Below are 24,050 nucleotides of genomic sequence, written 5' to 3'. Positions count from 1 at the left end.
ATGAATAAAACGTTCAAAATATATGCGGCAATCTTCATCATTATCATGGTGATTATGGCATTGCTTGAGGTTAATAAAAAGGAAGTTACGGACTGGCGTAAAAATTTCGATGTGAATGAAAAATCACCTTTCGGGTTATTCATATTTAATGAAGAAATAAAACACCTTTTCAACAATAATCTTAAAAAAATAGATCAGAGTCCTTATGATTATTATAGCAGATATAAAAAAGATCCGCATAATATCCTGGTCATTGAAAGTGACCTTGATACGGAATCCTGGAACAAAATTCTGGACCAGGTTTCCAAAGGTTCCGATGCTATGCTGATCGTAAGCCGGATGCCCAAAGAAATCTCCGATAGTATTGGATATTATGATTCAAATATCTCCTTCGAGGAGCAGAATGTTTTAAAATTAACAGACAGGAAATATCAGAATGATTTCATAAAATTAGATAAGTTCCCTTCAGGAAGAGGGTTTACCTATATTAAACCGGAGGTTGAAATTTTGGGAAAAACCGTTGAGAAAAATAATGAGGACCAGGCAAATTTTATTAAGGCAAAATTTGGAAAAGGAACTATTTATGTTCACTGCGAACCGCTATTCCTTACCAATTACTATCTTCTTAAAACAGGCAATGTAAAATATGCCCAGGATGTTTTTTCGTATCTTGATGGTAAAGAAACACTCTGGTTTGTAGAAAGTAATACAAAGGTTTCGAATTTCTTTATGAGATTCATCCTATCAAAGCCTGCGCTAAAATATGCATGGTGGGTACTTTTGGGAGGTTTGGCCTTGTTTGTTTTCTTCAATGCCAAAAGAAAACAGCGTATCGTTCCTATTATGGAACCTTTGAAAAATACCTCAGTGGATTTTGTGAAAAGTATTGGGAATCTTTATCTTCAGGAAGGGGATTTTCATGATATGATGGCAAAGAAAGCACAGTATTTCTTAAACAGGGTGAGAATGGATCTTCTCATAGATACCCAGCATTTAGATGAAGAATTTGTAAAAAAATTACATTTAAAAACCGGAAAAACGGTAGAAATGATCAATGAAGCAGTAAACCTTATCAAAAAAGCTCAGGATCCGTATGCAAGCGTAATGAAAGAAGACTTGGGAAGAATGAACAATCTGCTGGATGAAATATTAAAGTAAATTCAAAGAGAAAAGAAAGTCCCGAAGGGGCGGTTTAACATAGGATCGGATAAATTCCGATCAAAACTATCAAAAAATATAAATTATGGAAAACCTTGAAAATTTTGGGAATTCAGAAAATCAAAGTTTTATAAATCTGGAAAAAAAGGAAAACGAGTTCGAATCCAGAATCGATATGATCGAACTGCGTATAAGCTTAGATAAAGTAAAGTCTGAAATCGCGAAAGTGATTGTAGGACAGGAGAGCATGATCGAGCATCTTCTGGCAGCGCTTTTATCAAACGGGCACGTACTGATAGAGGGAGTTCCAGGTGTTGCAAAAACCATTACGGCAAAATTATTGGCTAAGACCATTGACGTGGGTTTCAGCAGGATTCAGTTTACACCGGATCTCATGCCCTCGGATATTTTGGGAACCTCCATTTTCAATGTCAAAAACTCCGAATTTGAATTTAAAAAAGGCCCCATTTTCTCCAGTTTTATTTTGATTGATGAGATCAACAGGTCTCCTGCAAAAACCCAGGCTGCATTGTTTGAAGTAATGGAAGAAAGACAGATCACGATGGATGGAACGCGTTATCGGATGGATGAACCTTTTTTGGTGGTAGCTACGCAAAACCCTATTGAACATGAAGGCACTTACAGGCTTCCTGAAGCACAGCTGGACCGTTTTTTGTTCAAGATCAATGTAAATTATCCCAACCTTCAACAGGAGATTGCCATTATTAAAAACCAGCACGAAAATAAAACTGAAGATAAAACGGAAGCGGTCAATCGTGTGATCACTGCCCAGCAGTTAAAAAACTATCAGCATCTTGTGAAAGAAATTATTGTGGAGGCGCAGCTGATGGAATATATTGCAAAAATTATTGTGAATACACGCGAAAACCAATTCTTATATCTGGGAGCATCACCAAGAGCCAGTTTAGCATTACTTACGGCCTCAAAAGCTTTTGCAGCCTTGAGAGGAAGAGATTTTGTCACTCCTGAAGATATCAAAGAAGCGAGTTATGCCGTATTAAGGCACAGAGTGATCGTTTCGCCGGAAAGAGAAATGGAAGGTCTGACGGCAGATGAAATTATCCGCCAGATCTTAGAAGGAATAGAAATACCAAGATAGGCAGCAGGTAATGGGTAGCAGATTATAGTTGCTTGAAAACACATTAATTATGGCAAATTTTAAAGAGCTTTTAGTTTGGCAGAAATCCATTGACTTTGTTACTAAGATGTATAAGGCTACTGAAGTTTTTCCTAAAGATGAAATGTATGGACTGGCCTCCCAAATTAGAAGAGCTTCAGTTTCAATACCGTCAAATATTGCTGAAGGGAATTCCAGAAGAAGTAAACCGGATTATCTTCAGTTTTTGAAAATAGCAAGAGGAAGCTGTGCCGAATTGGAAACACAATTAATAATTTCTAAAAATCTTGGTTTCTTAAATGAAGCAGATTATTTAAAATTAAACATAGATATTATAGAAATTTCAAAAATGTTAAACGGATTAATTAATTCATTAAAATAATTATTAAAACTATTTGCCTTTTAACCTGGTATCGGCCTACAACCTAATTCCTATAACCTGCAACCTTAAAAATGAAAAACCTATACATCAATAACCGTTTTTTCTTTGTGCTCATAGGAGTAGGGATACTCTATGTGCTGGCATTCTTCTTTCCGTTCCTGATGATAGTGGCTCATATTGTTTTATTGCTTTGTTTCCTAACAGCAATGGTAGATTATCTCCTGATCTTTAATCGGAAAAACGGAATTTCGGCACAGAGAATCTTACCTGAAAAATTGTCCAATGGTGATGAAAATCCGGTTAAAATTGATATCAGGAATAATTATAATTTTAGAATTGATCTGAAGATCATTGATGAAATTCCGTTTCAGTTCCAGAAAAGAGATTTTTTGATCACGAAGCAGGTTAAGCCGGGAAAGAATACTTATTTCCAATATGTTTTGGAACCGAAAGAACGGGGAGAATATTGTTTCGGAAGTTTAAATATTTATATATCATCGCCGGCCGGTTTTATTGCGAAAAGATTTAATTTCCAGAAAGATGCTATGCTGCCGTCCTATCCGTCATTCATTCATCTGAGGAAATATGAACTGATGGCGCTTCAGAGCGAGTTTTTATTAGGCGGGATCAAAAAAATAAGAAAACTGGGCCATACCATGGAGTTTGAACAGATCAAAGAATATGTACCCGGAGATGATATCAGAACGATCAACTGGAAGGCAACCTCTAAAGCTAATCGTTTGATGGTGAATCAGTTTCAGGATGAAAAATCCCAGCGTATTTTCATGCTGATCGATACTGGAAGAACCATGAAGATGCCTTTCAAAGGTTTAAGCCTTTTGGATTACTCCATCAATGCGACCATGGCGTTGTCACATATTATCCTGAAAAAGGGAGACAGGGCCGGAATGATGACATTCTCCAAAAAAACAGAAAATAAGATCGCAGCAGAAAATAAATCTGGACAGTTAAAAAAAATATCAGAAGCACTTTATAACGTAAAGACTAACTTTTTTGAAAGCGATTTTAACAGATTATATCAGGATGTAAAATATTCCATTAATCAGAGAAGCCTTATCCTGCTTTTTACCAATTTCGAAACACTGGACGGACTGAACAGGCAGCTGAAATACCTTCGGGGAATTGCCAAAAACCATTTACTGGTCGTTGTATTTTTTAAGAATGCCGAATTACAGACCCTGATCCATAAAAATCCTGAAAGCATGCAGGAAATTTATGATGAGATCATTGCAGAAAAATTTGAATTTGAAAAGAAACTCATCATTCAGGAGCTTCGTAAATATGGGATCTATACGGTATACACACTTCCGGAAAACTTAAATATTGACGTTATCAATAAATATCTGGAGATAAAAGCGAGAGGAATTTTATAATTTTGCATAGGGCAATCGCTAAAAAAATACTTCGACTTCGTTCAGCATGACAGAGGAATTAAAAATTTTAAATGAGCAATCGTTTATCATTAATCAATTATTATTTGTCATGCTGAGCGAATTCGAAGCATCTAAAATAATTCAATATCAATAATGAAAATAACACTTAACAGAATCAACGACGATTTTTTATTCGAATGTACCAATACTCAGGGAAATTCAATTCTTTTAGATAACACTTCCCAGCCGGGAGCAAAAGGTGTTTCCCCTATGGAGAGTGTACTGATGGCAGTGGCCGGATGCAGCGGGATAGATGTGGTTTCCATTTTAAAAAAGCAAAGACAGGAAATTACAGGCTTTAAAGCTGAAGTGGAGGGCGAAAGAGTGCCTGTAGAAGACGCAAAACCATTTAAATCTATTAAGGTTAGGTTCTTTCTGGAAGGAAATCTGGATCCCAAAAAAGCATGGAAAGCAGCTCAGCTGTCTTTTGAAAAATATTGCTCTGTTTCTAAAACCCTGGAGCCGAATGTAGAGATCGGCTATGAAGTTTTTGTGAATGGAGAACAGGTTTAACTAATATTCCGGTTTCAGGGTGGGGCGGATCTTCGATCCGCCCCACCCTGAAACCGGAATATTAGTTAAATCGGATACAATCCCTATCTGAAATTTTAATTGGTCTTAATTACCCTTTCGGACGAAAAATAAAAACTGCTGCCAATATTTATTGGCAGCAGTTTAATAACATATTCTAAAAAATTAATTTTTAATCACCTTCTTCATAAAGCTGTCTTTCTCAGTGATTATTTTGAAGAAATAAACCCCTGAAGCAGCATTGTGGATCAATACTTTTGTTTTTTCAGAATTGATTCCCATATGCTTTTGAATAATCCTTCCCTGTGCATCATACACTTCGATGGACCTGATCTTTGAGCCCGTTTCCACATTCACCTCACCTTGGGTAGGATTTGGATAAATATTGGCAGTGATACCATCTTTAACGGCATCTGTAGCCTGTAAAGTAGTATTGGTAATCATAGTATTCGCTTCATTGGTTTCTACCGGGAAATTGTAATCAAAATAAATATTCGCCTGATTGGTTACACTGTCTCCTGAAACCAGATTGTTCTTTGATTTTAGCTTTAAAGCCACATTTCCATGTGCAGCCGCTGCTAAATTGATATCCTTCATGATAAACTCCACCTTGTTGCCCGTTACTTTTGTATAGCTGCTGTGTGAAGTATTCTGCAGCTGCAAAGAAGAGACATCAAAATCATCAGGATTAATAGTCATCTCAACCACAATATTGGTAGCCGGAGCTGTTCCCGTATTCTCAAAGTTAACAATATAGTGCAGGTATTTACCCACCATAGACAGAGGGATCTGGTTTCCTTCCAAACAGGTAATGTCATTAGGGTCAAAAGAACCTACTACCGTCTGATTATAGGTAAATTGATTGTCACTCGGATTAAGATCTCCCGAAGTAGGGTTTACCGTCGCAGAGAAAATAAGAATATCCCCTATATTCACAGGATGAATAGGGTGGGTAGGAGCATTGATATTGAACGTGATCTCCGAAGCCGTATTCCCGTAAGGTTTTAAATTGTTAAAGTTGAAAGTTACCTGGCTTCCTGAAACCGTTGATGGCAATACAGAAGAAATATAGCTCATTTTGGAAGCATCAAAAGAAAGTGTAACATTCCCTGAAAGCGTTGTATTGCCTTTATTTCTCCAGATTAACTTGTAAACAGCATCAAATCCCGGTCTTGCATCCGTTACAGGAGCGATCACCACTTCAAGATCATTCACCGTTCCGTTTTTGGTTACACAGATGTTTTGAGTGGAAATATGATTGTTATTATCTGCAAAACTAGTTGTAAAAGTAGCCGGAGTCACTGTAAATAACGAAGGATTTTCAGGTTCTGCTGTAATGGTGAAACTGCCTGCCTGAGTGTGCAGGTCATAATTCCCGTTACTTTTCACGAAAGTTTCACCTGTAGTGGTTCCATCATCTATTTTCAGTTTCATGTGCTCGAAAACCTCATCATTGGTATCACAACCATTATTATTCTCATCAAATCGTACTTTTCCGGTAATGGTATTATAGTTTCCGCCGGGAGTGAAATTACAGTACGTGTTTACATTACACCCTGTAATCATATTGGAAACCAGCATATCCTGAACTGTTGATACCTCCAGGTCATCACAGCATATATACTGAAGATTGGGAGCATTCCATAAATAAAGGTTATCATTAACACCGTTCTTTATAAAGATCTTTTCCAAGGAGGTTGATAGCAACAGAAGGCCTTCCAGATTGGTACAATTATTTACATTAAATGTTTTTGTGTATGTTGGAGGGTTTGTTACGGCTAGGCCCATAGAAGTATAATAGACCATATCAGGATGAGTTTCATAGATGATCCTTATGTTGGGATGCCCACTGAAGTCTACATCTACCATTTTGTTATTTCCTATAATGAGGGAATCCAGGTTAGGGAAGTTGTCAATATCCAGATCTGTTAAATTATTGTTTAAAACACTCAGGTTTTTAAGGCTGGAGGAAGTACCTGTGACGGTATTTAGTAAATTAAAGGCACAATCCAGGGAAATAACACTCGGGATAGACGATACATTAAGATTGGTAAACTTATTTCCGGTAAGGTTTAATGTTTTCAGATTAGTAGTGTTTGGAAAATCAAAGGATGTTAATTCATTCTGTATAGCATCTACTGTTTCTAAATTCTGACAGTTCGTTATGCTTAAATGATTTAGCTGATTGAAACTTACATTGACAGAGTTCAGGGCAGCACAATTTTCCATATCCAGACTTTGAAGGCTCCAGATAGGATGTATAACCGGGAAATTTATAGAACTGGAATGAACAAACTGCTGTAAACTCGGGCAGTTTTTAATGTTAACGGTTTTTAAACCTTCCTGCCCCTCAAAAACAGCAGAAGTAAGCAGCGGGCAGTTTTGGATATTCACTGATTGCAGGAATTGGGTAGCAAAACCGGGTTGAGGAGAAAACATGGGATCTGGAATATAGGTTACCCCTATTCCTACCGTTTCCAATTTTGGTAATCCGTTGATGTTTAGCTGAGTAAGTATATGATTGCTTATTCCTAATGTCTTAATTTGCAAATTGTTACTGATATTTAAATTTTGAAGCGGCCCGAAAAAGTTGGTATAATATCCCGGATAATAGCTTGGCGTGCCAAGATAAAGATGCTCAAGGTTTACAATAGGCGTTCCGTCAAAAGAATCATAGCCATATTGGTTGATGGTAACCGTTTTTAGGTTCGGGCAGTTTGCAGCCTGAAAAGGATTGCTCGATATGCTACCTTCCAATGAATGTAATTGTATATTATTTAAGACCGGGCAGTTGTTTGCACTGAAAGAACCCAAATAATCGGAATCACATTGTATGACTTGCAGATTTGGACAATTATCTGCGGTAAGATTTCCTACATTTGAGTCTCCTGCCAAAATCAAATTAGTAATAAGCTGACAATTGCTAATGTCTAGGCCCCCAAAATAGTTGGGATTTTGGTTAGGGGATGTATATGCCATGTGTATATTGACTGTATTTAGCAGATTACAATGGCTTAGATTTAAAAATGATAAAGGTACAGTGGATATATTAACTTGTTGTAAATGCTGGTGATTACTAAGATTCAATGTCCCTGATGTCATTCCAAAATTAGGTATGCCTCCCAGAGTTAGGATTTCTAAATTTGCCAGGCTCTCAATACTTGTTAGAATATTTTGAGGAATAGCTGTTGTTGGGAATCCAATACTGACATTTTTCAGAGCGGGGTTATTCGTGAAGTTTTGAAGAACGATACCGGATATGGAAAAGTTTTTCAGATTTGAACAATTGGTTACAGAAGCATTTCCCGGATTAGAATTCTGAAAATAGATGTCCAGATCCTCCAAAAGACCAAGATTGGAAATATTGAATGTACTGCTTGGATTATTCCAATAATGAAACTTAATTTTTTTAATATTGGTAAAAGATAAAATTCCCTGATAATTTTGGATAGGATTCGTTGGAGACGGAGGGTCAATATTAATAATTTCCAGAGCACTTACCTGGTCCGCTTCAGTCTGCTGTATCTGTCCGTCACTATTGGCATCTATGGCAAAATAATTTCCGCTTAAATTCTTTGCAATCGTATTGCCGGGAGAAGAAGATAAGAGCTTTGCTTTAAAGTTGGCATCGGGAATAGTAACAACCTGAGCCCGGATTCCCAATGAGATCATCAGGAGAACGAATAAAAATAATTTTGTTTTCATATATTGTTTAACGATATTACAAAAGTACCCAAACAATAAACAGATATAATATATCAATACATAAGAGTGTCCCTTTTATGAATAAATGTAGAGGTTTTCTCAATAAGTGTTAACTATACTCAACTAGCTGATCAGGTATTTATGTTTAATTAAATTTTACTATTAATAATATTGAGTGTTAAAAGCCAGTCAGGAACTGGCTTTTAAGGGTTTTATAATATTCAGTCTTAATTCTTAATAACCTTCTTCATGAGAGTATTTTTCTCGGTGATTATTTTGAAGAAATAGACTCCTGAGGCAGCACTGTGGATCATTACTTTTGTTTTTTCAGAATTGATTCCCGTATGCTTTTGTATAATTCTTCCCTGTGCATCATACACTTCAATGAATCTGATCTTTGAGCCTGCTTCCACATTCACCTCCCCTTGGGTAGGATTTGGATAAATATTGGCGGAAATATCCTCTTTAACGGCATCTGTAGCCTGCAAAGTAGCATTGGTAACTGTCGTGTTGGCTTCATTGGTTTCCACCGGGAAATTATAGTCAAAATAAATATTCGCATGGTTGGTTACGCTGTCCCCTGAAACCAGGTTATTTTTTGATTTTAACTTTAAAGCCACATTTCCATGGGCGGCAGCTGCTAAATTGATATCCTTCATGATAAACTCCACTTTATTCCCTGTCACTTTTGTATAGCTGCTGTGTGAGGTATTCTGCAGCTGCAGGGAAGACACATCAAAATCATCAGGATTGATGTTCATTTCAACGACAATATTAGTCGCCGGAGCTGTTCCCGTATTCTCAAAATTGACCATATAATGCAGGTATTTACCTACCATAGACAGAGGGATCTGGCTTCCTTCAAGACACGTGATATCATTAGGGTCGAAAGAACCTACTACCGTCTGGTTAAAAGAAAACAGATTGTCACTCGGATTAAGATCCCCTGCAGTAGGATTTATCCCAGCAGAGAAATTCAGGATATCCCCGATATTCACCGGGTGAGTAGGGTGGGTAGGAGCATTGATGTTGAAAGTGATCTCAGAAGCCTTGTTCTGGTAAGGCTTTAAATTAGTGAAGCTGAAAGTTACCTGGCTTCCTGAAACCGTTGATGGCAATACAGAAGACACAAAGCTCATCTTAGAAGCATCAAAAGTAAGGACAGCAGAACCTGAAAGCGTAGTATTGCCTTTATTTCTCCAGATCAGTTTATAAGTTGCGTCAAACCCCGGTCTTGCATCTGTAACAGGAGCAATCACCACTTCAAGGTCGTTCACCGTTCCGTTTTTGGTAACACAGATGTTTTGAGTGGAAATATTGTTATTGCTATCCGCAAAGTTGACATTAAAAGAGGCCGGAGTTACGGTAAATAAAGCAGGGTTTTCCGGTTCCGCAGTTACTGTGAAGCTCCCTGCCTGGATGTACAGGTCATAGTTTCCACTGCTCTTGACGAAAGTTTCTCCTGTTGTGGTTCCATCATCTATTTTCAGTTTCATGTGTTCAAAGATCTCATCACTCGTATCGCAGCCATTGTTATTTTCATCAAATCGTACCGTTCCGGTAATCGTATTATAGTTACCGCCGGGAACTGAGGTGCAATAGGAACTTACACTGGCAGTTTTGCCTTCATGTGCTAAGACGGCATTTACCATTTCTAATTCGGAATCATCTGCACAAACGTATTGTATATCCGTATTAAGAAAAGTATAATCAGAATATATTTCTGTAGGACTTACATAATTGGCAATATACTGCATACCTCCGTTTTTAATGAAGAGCTTTTGTAAAGAGGGATTATTATTGAAATCAAGCCCCTCGAGTTTTATGTTTTCAGAAGTATCCAATAACGTAAGATTATTATAAGTACAGTTCAGCGTTGTTAAACTTTTCAGGTTGCTAAGCTCCAAATCCGGGATCTGATTATGAGAAATGTTTAAAGACATAATATTTTTAAAGCTGCCGAGGCCCTGCGAGGAGCCGATATTAAGATTCGGACAATTGATAATTACAGCTTTTTCCGCTTCAGAGTCACAGATTTCACCATCATTATTGAAGTCAAAATTTTCCACCAGATACTGTTTAAAATTAGGATCGGGGATGGTAATGTTTTGAGTGCAGTTCAGTGAGAAATTACAATCTGTAACCACCATTACTTTTTTAATGTTTTGGGTCAGAAGAGATTGGGCAAACCCCATTTTATAGTTCTCATCGCAGCAGATGTGTTTGAATACCGGCAGATTGGAGAAGCCCGTAGGGTAGAATATCCCGTCAATATAAGAGGCATTCGGAGAAATATTTTTAAAAATCAGTGTTTCCAGATTAGGGTTATCACTTATGTACAAATAATTATTGCTGCCATTTAGATTATGATATTTCCCATTGCTTGCATCAAGTTTTGTGAGCAGGTTTTTTCCTACATGTATTCCCAAAATCTTAGTGAGAGAAGACAGGTCCAAAAAGCCGGTAAGTTTATTATCATAAAGATGCAGATATTCTATATTGCTGGAGTTGGTTATATTGATGTTTTGTAAAAGATTAGAAGACGAGTATACATCTGTCAGGTAAGGTTTATTGCTCAGGTCTAAAGTAGTTAATAAATTATTGTAGCAATAAAGTATATTTAGGCTATTGCAGCCGGATAGATTCAGGCTGGTTAATAAGTTTTTCTTGACATCCAGCGTTTCCAGTTGATTTAATCCTGTCAGATTAAGGGTGGAAATTTGGTTTTCGCTGCAATCCAGATACGTTAATTGAGTGTATTGGCTTACATCCAAGGCAGTTAAATTATTATGATTTATTTTCAGTTGCTTAAGATTTGAATTGGGGAAATTAATAGAAGATAAATTTCCAAAATAAGCATATAAAATCTCCAGATTATTGAGCCCGCTTAAATCCAACGTGGTGAAATTGTTTGACGAGCAGTCTAAAAGTTGAAGATTTACCAGCCCGGATAAATTTGCGCTTGTAGCAGGACTATGCATGGTGAGGGAGGTAAGGCTGCTCATGTTGGAAAGATCTAGGGAAGAAGATAGCTGAGCGGCCTGAATTCTTAAATCAGTAACATTGTTAAAGCTCTTTATACCTGTTATGGATTGTATATGATAATTATGATTGTAATCATCCCCGGCAAATAACCAGCTTATATTATCGGCTTCACTTTGCTGTATTTCTCCATCATTATTGGCATCTATTTTCACCCAGTTTCCGCTATGGTCTTTAGCGATTTGATATGTGGGACTGGACAATAACAGCAATGCCTTAAAATTGGTATCAGGAATACTGACAATCTGCGCCGGGATTCCTAATGACACCATCAGGAACATCCAGAAAAATAATTTTGTTTTCATGTTATGCTTTTTTATGAACCGCAAATTTACTTAAACGGGAATACAAATTATTTTGTATTATTTCTCATAAAATGGAATTATCTTATTAAGACTTTATTAAAGTAGGCATCATGTTTATGCTTATGCAAAAAAATATATGTTTATGGTTTTAAAAACTCTAAAAATCTACCGGCTAAATTCAGATCCGGGATTTTTTAATTAAAAAAGAACTGATCTGTTATAACAGAAAACCGGCCTTTAGGCCGGTTTTCTATATTGTTAATCGGGGTTTCATAAGTTTCGCTACAGTGGCGGTCCATCCGGTCTGGTGAGAAGCTCCTACACCGCGGCCGTTATCCCCGTGAAAATATTCATAAAACGTAATATAATCCTTGAAATACTCATTATGATTAAATATTTCATTTCCTCCATTGAATGCCCTCTGTCCGTCTTCATCTTTTAAAAAGATAGAGCAAAGCCTTTTGCTTATATTTTGGGCCACTTCATCGAGATTTTTCTTATCGCCGCTTCCGGTCGGGAATTCAACTTTTAAGCTGTTTCCATAATAAAAGTGAAAACGCTGTAAGCTTTCAACAATAAGGAAGTTAATCGGAAACCAGATCGGTCCCCTCCAGTTACTGTTTCCGCCGAACATCCTGCTGTCACTTTCGGCAGGAGTATAATAAACCACATTTTCATTGCCATGTACAGAGAAAACAAACGGATTTTCTTCATACACCTTAGACATGGCCCGGATACCATAAGAGCTTAAAAATTCCTTTTCATCAAGCATTCTTGTCAACACTTTCGTCAAACGGTTTTTACGTAGAATACTCATCAGGTGCTTTCTTCCCTGTCCCTCTTCATCCCAGTGGGAAACTAATTTTGTAAGCTCAGGCTTATTCTTCAGTACCCAGTCCATCCTTTCCCGGAAATTAGGCATCTTTTCCAGTAAGTGATGGTCAATAATTTCTACGGCAAACAGCGGTATCAATCCTACTATACTTCTCAACCGCAGGGAAACACTTTCACCGTTCCCAAGCTGAAGCACATCATAAAAGAAGCCATCTTCCTCATTCCACAGGCCTTTTGTTCCTTCCCCGAGATTTTCCATGGCTTCCGCAATATAAAGATAATGTTCAAAGAATTTGATCGCCATATCCTCATACACCTGATAATATTGGGCAAGCTCCATGGCAATTCGCATCATATTCAGGGCATACATGGCCATCCAGCTTGTTCCGTCAGCCTGTTCCAGATACTGGCCGTCTTTTAATATCATATTCCTGTCAAAAGCACCAATATTATCGAGACCAAGGAATCCGCCCCCGAAAATATTATTACCGTTTTTATCCTTCCGGTTGACCCACCATGTGAAATTAAGCAACAGCTTTTGGAAAACCTTTTCAAGGAATAAAAGATCCGGCTTTCCATTCTGCTTTTCGTCAATCTTAAAAACCCTGAAACAGGACCATGCGTGTACAGGCGGGTTCACATCGCTCAGGTTCCATTCATAGGCAGGGAGCTGGCCGTTCGGGTGCATATACCATTCCTTGGTCAGCAAAAGAAGCTGTCCTTTGGCAAACTCAGCATCTATAATAGAAAGAGGGACGCAATGGAAAGCCAGATCCCAGGTTGCATACCACGGATATTCCCATTTATCGGGCATGGAGATAATATCTTTATTATGCAGGTGATTCCATTCCGTATTTCTTACATAATCATTAAAATTTCTTGGAGCATCAAAATTAGGATCGCCTTTCAGCCATTTTCCTACATTATAATGATAAAACTGTTTATTCCAAAGCAAACCTGCAAAAGCCTGTCTTTGTACGTTCCTTTCATCCTCATCAGTTACATCGTGTTGAATATCCGCATAAAACTCGTTGCATTCAGCCAGTCTTATATTAAAGATTTCATCAAACTGATAAAATGGCTCATCATGTTCATGGGCGGTCAGTCTGAATTCAAAAGTTTTCGACTGCCCGGCTTCAATGATCTCATCGATCAAAAAAGAAGCCTTTGTTCCTCTCTTTTCAGGATTGACGGTATCGGTATTGCGAATGATATGATCATTGATCCCGTCCTTAAAATAAATGTTTTCGGAAGCAGGAGCCCCGTACAGCTTTGGTGTATTGGTTTCATTTTCGCAAAATACACTCCTGGCATGAGTGTTCCTTGAATAAAACTTTTTGATGGAAATACTGTCATGATGAATATCAATACATCCTTCATAAGAGGCATTCAGTTGGGGCTTATAAGTATTATATCCCCATTTCCAGTTATTTCTGAACCAAAGGGTCGGGGCAACTAGGATAGGAGCATCCTTCCCGCTTCTGTTACATACCTCTACCCTTACCAGAATATCATCGGTACTGGCTTTACAGTACTCTATAAAAATATCGAAATATTCATTATTATCAAAAATTCCGGTATCAAAAATCTCATATTCCGGTTCCTTTTTGCTGCGTTTTCCGTTTTCCGTAACGAGGTCTTCATAAGGAAATTCGTTGATAGGATACTTGTACACCATTTTCATATAGCTGTGGGTAGGTGTATTATCAAGGTAATAAAAGAGCTCTTTGATGTCCTCACCGTGATTTCCCTGAGGATTGCTCAGTCCGAAAAAGCGTTCCTTCACCATCTTATCCTTTTTGTTCCAGAAAGAAAGCCCGAAGCATAAAAGTTGTTTGGCATCTGAAATCCCGGCAATACCTTCCTCTCCCCAACGGTAAGTATAACTTTCCGCCCTGTCGTGATTGGCAAAACCCCAGGCATTACCGTTTGGACTGTAATCCTCACGCACATTTCCCCATTGTCTGTTACTTACATAGGGACCCCAGTTTTTCCAGTTAGCATCCTGTAATCTCTGTTTTTCAGCAATCATATCTCATCATTTTTCAGCACGAAGGTAGCTTTTTTGAGAAATAATTCCAATTTTTTGAATCTGAACAAACCTTAACAGAACTTTGAAACTCTTGTGTCTGTAGGGTTTTTGATAATAAATTAATTTTTTTTAAATATTTAAAAGAAAAAAACTATCTTTGCAGCATCGTTCATTCAAATATTGAAAATGTTATCCAGAAAGGTTGAGGGAATAGACCCTGTGAAACCTTAGCAACCCTTTGCAAAAGCGATGAAGGTGCTACGTTCTACCAGAATTATTTTGGACAGATAACTTACTGAATTTTTTCAGCCCTTTCTTGTGGCATTTTCAATTGTATTATAAAATGATAGAATTGAAAACAGAACTAAACTATATTAATCTCTCGTATCAAACCAATTCCGGAAAGGAATACCATATCCCATTGAGCTATCAGCTCTTCGGGCAGGAGTTGTTTACGGCTCCCATAGTTTTGGTTAATCATGCTCTTACCGGAAATTCAAATGTTTCCGGGGAAGAAGGCTGGTGGAAACAGTTAATCGGGAGAAATCAGGTTATTGATACAGATAAATATACGGTTCTGTGTTTCAACATCCCGGGAAACGGGTACGATGATTTTTTTATTGATGAATATGAAGACTTCGGCCCTTCAGATATGGCTAATATATTTCTGAATGGTATTGAAGCTCTTGATATTAAAAACTTATATGCTGTTATTGGTGGCTCTCTCGGTGGTGGAATAGGCTGGGAAATGCTGGCTAAAAAACCCGGATTGGCCCGAATTTTCATTCCTATTGCATGTGACTTCAAAACCCACGACTGGCTTCATGCCCAATGCATGGTTCAGAAGTTCTTATTGAATGTAGATCAGGAGCCATTGCAAAAGGCCAGAATTCATGCCATGTTATGTTACAGGACCCCTCAGTCTCTAAACGACAGGTTTCAAAACAGATATGATCAGGAAAAACAACGCCTGAAATCGGAAGACTGGCTTATTTATCATGGGAATTCATTAAACGAAAGATTTAGTTTAATTGCTTATCGATTGATGAATCATCTGCTGATGACTATTAATACAGAAGAAAAAAGCTTGGGAAATATAGAAGCACAGATACATCTGGTCTCTGTGGATACAGATTTGTTTTTCCCCGCCTCCGAAATCCGAATGTGTTTTGAAAAATTGAAGGAAAACAAAGGAAATGTTTTCTATCATGAAATAAAATCGATGCATGGGCACGATGCTTTTCTAATGGAATACGAACAATTAAATAACATTATAAAAAATATTTTGTAGAAGATGAAGAATGCCAACGAAATAAAATTTTTGAAAAATAGATCCATCATCCGGTTTGAAGGAGAAGACTTCTTGGGGGAAATCGGCATTGACGGACGAATTTTTAAAGCGCTTACACTGGCAAGGATCAGCGTGGGTGTAATTTCCCAACAGGCCATTGAAAATGGAATCTCAATTCTGGTACAGGAAAATGATGCCGAAAAAGCTGTCAGCTGTCTCATTGATGAATTCGAAGCAGAAAGGAAATCGGGAAAAGTTTCTCAGATTTACAGCATTAACAATGTTTCTGTATTAGGTTTTGTGACCGAAGATTTCAACAAGGTTTTGGCAGAGCTGGCCAGAAATAATGTTTTTCCATTACTTTTAAATCAGATCTCAGGTGAAAACCGTGTGAATATTGTAGTTACCTCATCGCAGGATGAAAAAACTAAAAACATCATTGAATCCGAAATTTTCAAAAAGCCTAAAACCGTTCATCTGGCTATTATCGGGCATGGAAACGTAGGGAAAACCCTGATCGATCAGGTATTGGAATCCTCAGAAGAAATTAAAAGACGTAAAAAAATAGATTTAAAAGTGGTTGCTGTAGCCAATTCCAGAAAAATTGCCTTCAATAAAAAAGGTTTTGACAGGTCTTGGAGCGATGAGGTCTTGGTTGCAGAAAACCCTTCAAGTGTTAATGAATTGATTAGCTTCTCCAAGGAAAACCAATTGGAGAACCTTATTGTAGTAGATAATACAGCCAGCAAAGATTTTGTTAAAAACTACCATACTCTGGCAGAGAACGGGTTTGATCTGGTTTCATCCAATAAAATCTTCAATACCTTACCTATAGAAGAATATCGTAAACTAAGATATACGTTGAACAAAAATAACAGACGTTATTTGTACGAAACTAACGTAGGTGCCGGTCTGCCATTAATCGATACGATTAAATTACTGCATCTTTCAGGAGAGAATATTACGAGAATTAAAGGCGTATTCTCCGGTTCGTTAAGCTATATCTTCAATAATTTTTCTGTGAGAAATGACCAATTCTCAACCATTATAGGAGAAGCAATGGACAAAGGATTTACAGAGCCTGATCCACGCGAAGACCTTTCAGGAAATGATGTGGCAAGAAAACTGTTGATCCTGGCAAGAGAATTAGACCTGATCAATGAATTCAGCGATATTAAAATCCAGAATTTAATCCCGGAGAATCTTCTTTCTATTGAAAAGAATGAATTCATCTCAAGATTAGCAGAACTGGACGAAGAATATCAGAATATTAAAGAAAATCAGGAACCTGGCCATGTTTTGAGATATGTAGGAGACTTGCATGGAGACCTTCAAAAAGATAAAGGAGAACTTGATGTGAAATTAGTTTCAGTTCCTGCAGGTTCTGCTTTAGGACAGCTAAAAGGTTCCGATTCAATTTTTGAGATCTATACCGAAAGTTATGGGGAACATCCGATCGTGATTATGGGAGCCGGAGCCGGAGCACAGGTTACAGCAAGAGGAGTTTTCGGAGACATCTTAAGAGTAAGCGAAACCAAATAATAATATTAATATAACAATTTAATAATGTAACAATTTAACAATATTCATTACAATTGTCATTATGAATACAGCGAACAAAATTCATAAATGAAATGAAGAATCCCATTGTTACATTGCTAAACTGATACATTGTTACATTTTAAAACAATATGGAAAATTTCGAAACATCTGCAATAAGAACCCAGACTGAAAGAACCCAGTTTGATGAACATTCTACGCCGTTATACCTTACATCCAGTTTCATTTTTCAGGATGCGGAAGATATGAGGGCCAGTTTTGCAGAAGAAAAATCTAAAAATCTATACAGTAGGTTCTCAAATCCTAATGTAACAGAGTTCACAGACAAAATTGCTAAGATGGAAGGTGCGGAAGCGGGTTATGCTTTTGCAACAGGCATGGCGGCAATCTATTCAACATTTGCAACGTTATTGGATGCCGGAGACCATATTGTAAGCTGCCAGTCGGTTTTTGGTTCTACCCACACACTGTTCACTAAATATTTTCCAAAATGGAATATTGAAACATCTTATTTCAAAGCCGAGGATGCTGAAAATGTTGAACAATACATAAAACCGAATACAAAGATCTTATATCTTGAAACTCCGACCAATCCGGCCATTGAGATCCTAGACCTTGAATTTTTTGGGCAAATTGCAAAAAAACATGACCTGATCTTTATTGTAGACAACTGTTTTGCAACCCCTTATCTTCAACAACCAATAAAATATGGTGCAGATATTGTTGTACATTCCGCAACAAAGCTAATCGATGGACAAGGCAGGGTTTTGGGAGGTGTTGCAGTAGGAAAAGCCGATCTTATAAGAGAGATTTATCTTTTCGCAAGAAACACAGGGCCTGCAATGTCGCCTTTTAACGCATGGGTTTTATCAAAAAGCCTTGAAACACTGGCAATCCGTGTGGAAAAGCATTGTGAGAATGCATTGAAAGTAGCAGAATTCTTGGAAACCCACCCGAATGTGGAACTGGTAAAGTACCCCTTCCTGAAATCACATCCGGGGTATGAGATTGCTAAAAAGCAGATGAAATTAGGCGGAAATATTGTAGCATTCGAGATAAAAGGCGGAATTGAAGGTGGCAGGAAATTTTTAGATAATATAAAAATGTGTTCACTTTCTGCGAACCTAGGTGATACAAGAACTATCGTAACACATCCGGCTTCTACTACGCATTCCAAATTAACAGACGAAGAAAGAAATGAAGTGGGAATTACAGCCGGTTTAGTTCGTTGTTCTGTTGGCTTGGAAAATGTAGATGACATTATTGCAGATTTGAAACAGGCATTGAATTAGTTAATAGCCGATGGTTGAGAGTTTATAGATAAAAAGTATGAGTAGAGATTATACAGAATTAGAAGTTTGGATTGAAGGAAGAAAATTGGTTGATGTAATTTACACTTTAACTACAAGCTTTCCGAAAGAAGAATTATTTGCTTTAACAAGTCAAATTAGAAGAGCTGCTATTTCAATTCCGTCAAATATCGCCGAAGGATGTGGAAGAAGGACCTCAAAAGACACGTTACAGTTTCTTCGCATTGCCAGAGGCTCCTTCTACGAATTGGAAACTCAATTTAATATATAACAAAAGAAGATTTTGAGCTTATTAACACAAAGATACTTTTATGCAAAAAGTTGATCAGTGGATTTATAAATTATTACAAAAAAATAGAAAATGAAAAATAGTATACAAGACTCTCAACAATCAACTCTTATCTCTCAACTTAATAAGAGGATTCTTGTTTTGGACGGGGCGATGGGAACCATGCTTCAGCGATACAAATTCGAAGAAGAAGATTATCGCGGTGAGCGTTTTAAAGATTATCCTCATTTGGTAAAAGGAAACAATGATTTACTGTCATTAACGCAGCCTCATGCCATTGAAGAGGTACACAAAAAATATTTGGAAGCGGGAGCAGATATTATTGAAACCAATACATTCTCCGGAACCACCATTGCTATGGCAGATTACCATATGGAAGATTTGGTTTATGAGCTGAATTATGAATCTGCAAAAATTGCAAGAAAGGCATGTGATGAATACACGACAAAAACTCCTGATAAGCCAAGATTTGTAGCGGGCTCCATCGGTCCTACCAATAGAACAGCAAGCTTAAGCCCGGATGTGAACGATCCCGGTTACAGAGCCATTACTTTTGACGAATTGAGAATAGCTTATAAGCAGCAGTCCGAAGCCCTTTTAGACGGAGGTTCAGATGTCTTATTGGTAGAAACGATTTTTGATACGCTGAATGCAAAAGCGGCACTATTCGCTATCGATGAAATACAGGAAGAAAGAGGAATAAAAATTCCGATCATGGTTTCAGGAACCATTACGGATGCCTCGGGAAGAACATTAAGCGGGCAGACTGCAGAAGCATTTCTCATTTCAATCTCACATCTGAATTTATTAAGTGTCGGGTTCAACTGTGCCTTGGGAGCCAATCAATTAACCCCATACTTAGAAACGTTAGCTCATAATTCAGAATTTTATGTTTCAGCTTACCCTAATGCCGGTTTACCGAATGCATTCGGTAAATATGACGAAACACCTGAATTTATGGCTGAACAGATCAGAGAATATGCAGAAAAAGGGTTGATCAATATCATCGGGGGCTGCTGCGGGACAACACCGGATCATATAAAAGCAATTGCGGATCTGGTGAAAGACTATCAGCCGAGAAAATTGAAAGAATTTGTATGATTTAATAGATTTTTTTAATTAAAACAGGGTGAAGGGGCAAGGTTATAAATATTATCTTTAAATGAACCACAAAATTTATTATAATGGAAAAGCCGAGTTACTTAAAAGATTCAGAAGATGCAAAACTGTTTAATGAATTAAGGAAGAAAGTGAACCAGAGAATAGAAGCCATTCCTGAAAACAGGGATATTTATATTAAGATCAAAGCGGTAATCCTGCCTTTGGTCTATTTTGGTTTATACACCTTTGCGGTTTTTAATGCAGATAAGCGTTTGGTTTATATCCTGAGCTTTGTACTGATGGGAATTTCTTTAGTGTTGATTTATTTAAACTTAATCCATGAAGCAGCCCATAATAACATTTACAAAAGCAAAAAATTAAACGGATTGGTATTGCAGATATTCGATTTTGTAGGGGCTAATTCCTATATCTGGAAAAAAAGACATATTGCAAGCCATCACGCTTATCCAAATGTGGACGGATGGGATACGGATATTGAACAGAGTGGGTTACTTTTAATTGTTCCGTGGATCAAAGCAAAAGGAGTCCAGAAATACCAGCATTTCTTTTTCTTTTTAGTTTATCCGTTATACCTGTTCAATTGGATGTTTATCAGAGATCTCAGGGATTTTTTCGATAAAGAAAGAGTGATACTGAAGACTCAGGGAGCCATACCAAGCATTGAAAAGGTGAAAATGGTGAGCTATAAACTGTTTTACTTTTTTTATCAAATTGCTGTGCCTGTCCTATTTTTTAAAGTATCTATAGGTCTGGCTCTGGGAGCATGGTTTTTACAGGTGATTGCGGCAAGTATTTTTGCCTTATTCGTTTTATTGCCTTTACATCCGCTTCCTGATAATGCTTTTCCAAAACTGGATGAAAAGAACGGGCTTCCGTTCAGCTGGCTTCACCATCAGTTCGAGGTGACCAATGATCTAAAGGAAAACAATTGGCTGGTGAGAAATGTATTGGGAAATTTTAATTTTCATGTTGCCCATCACCTGTTCCCCAATTACAGCTACCTGTACTATAATGAAATCACTGAAGAAATAGAAGAGTTTGCAAAAGAACATGGATTAGCCTATAAACGGTTCCCTATTTTTACTGCTTTAGGCAAGCATGTGGATTTGCTTAAACAAAATGCAAACAATGCATATTACATATTAGAAGAATAAAAAAATTGATGAAATATTTAAGATTATCAGGGCTTGAGCCCCTAATTATAACGCCGGAGAGTAACTTTATCAATGTTGGTGAAAGGACCAATGTTGCCGGTTCCAAAAAATTTTTAAGACTCATAAAAGAAGAGAAATTTTCTGAAGCATTAGACATCGCCCGCCATCAGGTGGAAGGTGGTGCGCAGATCCTTGATGTCAATTTTGACGACGGGCTGATTGATGGAAAAGCTTCAATGGTCAAATTTCTGAACCTGATTGCTTCAGAGCCGGATATCGCAAGAATTCCTATCATGATCGACTCTTCCAAATGGGAGATCCTGGAAGCCGGATTGCAAGTTGCACAAGGGAAGTGTGTGGTGAATTCCATCAGTTTGAAAGGGGGAGAAGAAGAATTCATCAAGCAGGCGAAAGCCATCAAAAGATACGGTGCGGCTGTCATTGTAATGGCATTTGATGAGGTAGGGCAGGCTGATAATCTGGAACGCAGAATTGAAATTTCAAAAAGATCTTATGATATCCTGGTTAATCAGTTAGGATTTCCCGCAGAAGACATCATATTCGATTTAAATATTTTCCCGGTGGCAACAGGAATGGAGGAGCATAGAAGAAATGCCCTTGATTTTATTGACGCCACAAGATGGGTAAGGCAAAACCTTCCATATGCTTCCGTGAGTGGGGGAGTGAGCAATGTTTCGTTCTCTTTCCGTGGAAATGATACCGTGAGGGAAGCGATGCACTCGGTTTTCCTTTACCATGCCATTCAGGCAGGAATGAATATCGGGATTGTAAATCCGGCTATGCTGGAAGTATATGATGAAATTAATAAAGAACTTCTAGAGCTTGTAGAAGACGTTATTCTTGACAGAAGAGAAGATGCTACGGAAAGGCTTGTGGATTATTCTGAAAAGCATAAATCTGTCAAAAAAGAAAAAGTTGAAGACTTAGAATGGAGAACCCATCCGCTGCAGGATAGAATTACCCATGCCCTTGTAAAAGGTATAGACCGTTTTATTGAGGAAGATGTAGAAGAAGCGAGACAATTGGCAGAGAAACCGCTTCATGTCATTGAAATTAATCTGATGACAGGAATGGGAGTAGTGGGAGATTTATTCGGGAGTGGAAAAATGTTTTTGCCACAGGTAGTAAAATCTGCAAGAGTAATGAAAAAAGCCGTTGCTTATTTACAACCTTACATTGAAGCAGAAAAAGACGGCTCAAAGCCGGCCAATGGAAAAGTTTTAATGGCTACTGTAAAAGGAGATGTGCATGATATCGGTAAAAATATTGTGAGCGTTGTTTTAGGGTGTAATAATTATGAAATTGTAGATCTTGGAGTAATGGTCCCTGCAGAGAGGATCATCCAAACAGCCATTGAAGAAAAAGTTGATGTTATCGGATTAAGCGGGCTCATCACACCAAGCCTGGATGAAATGGTTTATATCGCTGCCGAACTGGAAAGGCAAAATCTCAATTTTCCTCTTTTAATTGGAGGCGCTACCACTTCAAAAGCCCATACTGCTGTAAAAATCGATTTAAAATATAAAAATGCCGTAGTCCACGTTAATGATGCTTCCCGGGCAGTAAATGTGGTAAGCTCTTTGTTAGGCGACAGAAATAAAGAGTATGTGGATGATCTGAAAAATGAATATTCTGATTTCCGTGAAAAATTCCTGAACAGGCAGGTGGATAAAGAATATGTTTCCATTGAAGAAGCCAGAAAAGAGAATTTCAAAATAGACTGGGAAAATGAGGAGATCTTCACACCAAATAACTTGGGAATAAAGATCGTTGAAGATCAGGATCTGAATGAGCTGGTGCCTTATATCGACTGGTCTCCGTTCTTCAGAAGCTGGGATCTGCATGGCAAATACCCGAATATTCTGGAAGATGAGGTTGTAGGAGCCCAAGCCAAAGAATTGTTCAAAGACGCTCAGGTAATTTTGAAAAAAATACTTGATGAAAAATTACTGACTGCAAAAGCAGTTTTTGGAATATTCAAAGCCAATACCAATGAAACTGACGATATTCTGGTCTTTGATGAAGCAGGTAATGAACAGGTAAGATTTTTAACATTAAGACAACAGCTTCAGAAATCAAAAGGAAAAGAATATCTGGCATTGAGCGATTTTATTGCTCCTCGAAATACAGGAAAAACCGATTATATGGGAGCTTTCTGTGTAACGGCTGGATTTGGAACGGATGAATTGGCCACTGAATATGAAAAAGCCAATGACGATTACAATGCCATCATGGTAAAAGCCCTTGCAGACAGGTTTGCAGAAGCCTATGCGGAGTTCCTGCATAAAAAGGTCAGGACAGAATATTGGGGATATGCCAATCAGGAAAATCTGAATAACGAAGAGCTGATTGCTGAAAAATATAAAGGCGTTCGTCCCGCACCGGGTTACCCTGCCTGTCCGGATCATTTAGAAAAGAATACGATCTGGGATCTTTTAAAAGTCAAGGAGAATATCGGAGTTTACCTGACCGAAAGTCTGGCCATGTTCCCTACGGCTTCGGTTTCCGGATACTATTTCGGAAGCCCGCATGCCAAATACTTTGGACTGGGAAAAATTACCGAAGATCAGTTAAAAGACTACGCAAAAAGAAGAAACTGTAGTATTGAAGAAGCCAAAAAATGGCTGTCACCTAATTTAGCAGATTAAAAAAGTTTATAGTTCATAGTTGAGAGTTGTTAGTTTATTCATACATCTGAAAACTCTCGACTATCAACTCTCAA

At 37.8% G+C, this 24,050-nt stretch carries 15 protein-coding genes and 1 riboswitch; of the genes, 12 read left to right on the top strand and 3 right to left on the bottom strand.

The window, feature by feature from the left end:
- From HNP38_RS08580 to HNP38_RS08560, 5 genes are all read left to right on the top strand, one after another.
- Window positions 1-1,158 carry a DUF4350 domain-containing protein gene (locus tag HNP38_RS08580; protein ID WP_184187793.1) on the top strand — a complete coding sequence of 386 codons (1,158 nt, stop codon included), beginning with the start codon at window positions 1-3 and terminating at the stop codon, window positions 1,156-1,158.
- 85 nt (window positions 1,159-1,243) lie between these two features.
- A complete protein-coding gene (locus tag HNP38_RS08575; RefSeq protein ID WP_184187790.1) occupies window positions 1,244-2,278 on the top strand; it encodes an AAA family ATPase in 1,035 nt (344 codons plus the stop codon).
- 49 nt (window positions 2,279-2,327) lie between these two features.
- The gene (locus HNP38_RS08570) at window positions 2,328-2,678 is read left to right on the top strand and encodes a four helix bundle protein (protein WP_184187787.1); all 351 of its coding nucleotides are present in this window, start codon (window positions 2,328-2,330) and stop codon (window positions 2,676-2,678) included.
- A gap of 71 nt (window positions 2,679-2,749) precedes the next feature.
- Window positions 2,750-4,072 (top strand): DUF58 domain-containing protein, encoded by a 1,323-nt coding sequence (locus tag HNP38_RS08565; RefSeq protein ID WP_184187784.1) that lies wholly within the window; start codon window positions 2,750-2,752, stop codon window positions 4,070-4,072.
- A gap of 153 nt (window positions 4,073-4,225) precedes the next feature.
- Window positions 4,226-4,645, top strand: a complete 420-nt coding sequence (locus tag HNP38_RS08560) for an OsmC family protein (RefSeq protein WP_184187781.1) — start codon at window positions 4,226-4,228, stop codon at window positions 4,643-4,645.
- Between the two features lie 183 nt (window positions 4,646-4,828).
- Here HNP38_RS08560 and HNP38_RS08555 read toward each other — a convergent pair whose 3' ends face one another.
- The 3 genes from HNP38_RS08555 to HNP38_RS08545 form a co-directional block, all read right to left on the bottom strand.
- Window positions 4,829-8,368: a T9SS type A sorting domain-containing protein gene (locus tag HNP38_RS08555; RefSeq protein ID WP_184187778.1), complete on the bottom strand. Its 3,540-nt coding sequence runs from the start codon at window positions 8,366-8,368 to the stop codon at window positions 4,829-4,831.
- 227 nt (window positions 8,369-8,595) lie between these two features.
- Window positions 8,596-11,715, bottom strand: coding sequence for a T9SS type A sorting domain-containing protein (locus tag HNP38_RS08550; RefSeq protein WP_184187775.1), 3,120 nt, complete (start codon window positions 11,713-11,715; stop codon window positions 8,596-8,598).
- Window positions 11,716-11,965: 250 nt separating this feature from the next.
- The gene (locus tag HNP38_RS08545) at window positions 11,966-14,581 is read right to left on the bottom strand and encodes an MGH1-like glycoside hydrolase domain-containing protein (RefSeq protein WP_184187772.1); all 2,616 of its coding nucleotides are present in this window, start codon (window positions 14,579-14,581) and stop codon (window positions 11,966-11,968) included.
- Window positions 14,582-14,767: 186 nt separating this feature from the next.
- Window positions 14,768-14,875: riboswitch (SAM riboswitch) on the top strand.
- Window positions 14,876-14,924: 49 nt separating this feature from the next.
- Between HNP38_RS08545 and HNP38_RS17955 the strand changes: the two genes are divergently transcribed.
- The 7 genes from HNP38_RS17955 to metH all read left to right on the top strand — a co-directional run bounded on the left by HNP38_RS17955 (window position 14,925) and on the right by metH (window position 23,976).
- Window positions 14,925-15,872, top strand: coding sequence for an alpha/beta fold hydrolase (locus HNP38_RS17955; RefSeq protein ID WP_410493768.1), 948 nt, complete (start codon window positions 14,925-14,927; stop codon window positions 15,870-15,872).
- A gap of 3 nt (window positions 15,873-15,875) precedes the next feature.
- Window positions 15,876-17,414, top strand: coding sequence for an ACT domain-containing protein (locus tag HNP38_RS17950; RefSeq protein WP_410493767.1), 1,539 nt, complete (start codon window positions 15,876-15,878; stop codon window positions 17,412-17,414).
- A gap of 149 nt (window positions 17,415-17,563) precedes the next feature.
- A complete protein-coding gene (locus HNP38_RS08535) occupies window positions 17,564-18,724 on the top strand; it encodes an O-succinylhomoserine sulfhydrylase (RefSeq protein ID WP_184187769.1) in 1,161 nt (386 codons plus the stop codon).
- Window positions 18,725-18,761: 37 nt separating this feature from the next.
- The gene (locus HNP38_RS08530; protein WP_228461016.1) at window positions 18,762-19,013 is read left to right on the top strand and encodes a four helix bundle protein; all 252 of its coding nucleotides are present in this window, start codon (window positions 18,762-18,764) and stop codon (window positions 19,011-19,013) included.
- Between the two features lie 90 nt (window positions 19,014-19,103).
- A complete protein-coding gene (locus tag HNP38_RS08525) occupies window positions 19,104-20,132 on the top strand; it encodes a homocysteine S-methyltransferase family protein (protein ID WP_184187766.1) in 1,029 nt (342 codons plus the stop codon).
- An 83-nt stretch (window positions 20,133-20,215) separates the two neighbouring features.
- Entirely contained in the window at window positions 20,216-21,307 is a 1,092-nt protein-coding gene (locus HNP38_RS08520; protein ID WP_184187763.1) for a fatty acid desaturase family protein, read from the top strand.
- 8 nt (window positions 21,308-21,315) lie between these two features.
- On the top strand, window positions 21,316-23,976 hold the full coding sequence (metH, locus tag HNP38_RS08515) for a methionine synthase (RefSeq protein WP_184187760.1): 2,661 nt from the start codon (window positions 21,316-21,318) through the stop codon (window positions 23,974-23,976).
- The last annotated feature ends 74 nt before the right edge of the window (window positions 23,977-24,050 follow it).

It is taken from the genome of Chryseobacterium defluvii (assembly GCF_014204415.1).
Taxonomy (GTDB): Bacteria; Bacteroidota; Bacteroidia; order Flavobacteriales; family Weeksellaceae; genus Chryseobacterium; species Chryseobacterium defluvii_A.
This window is presented reverse-complemented; position numbering and strand designations above follow the sequence as displayed.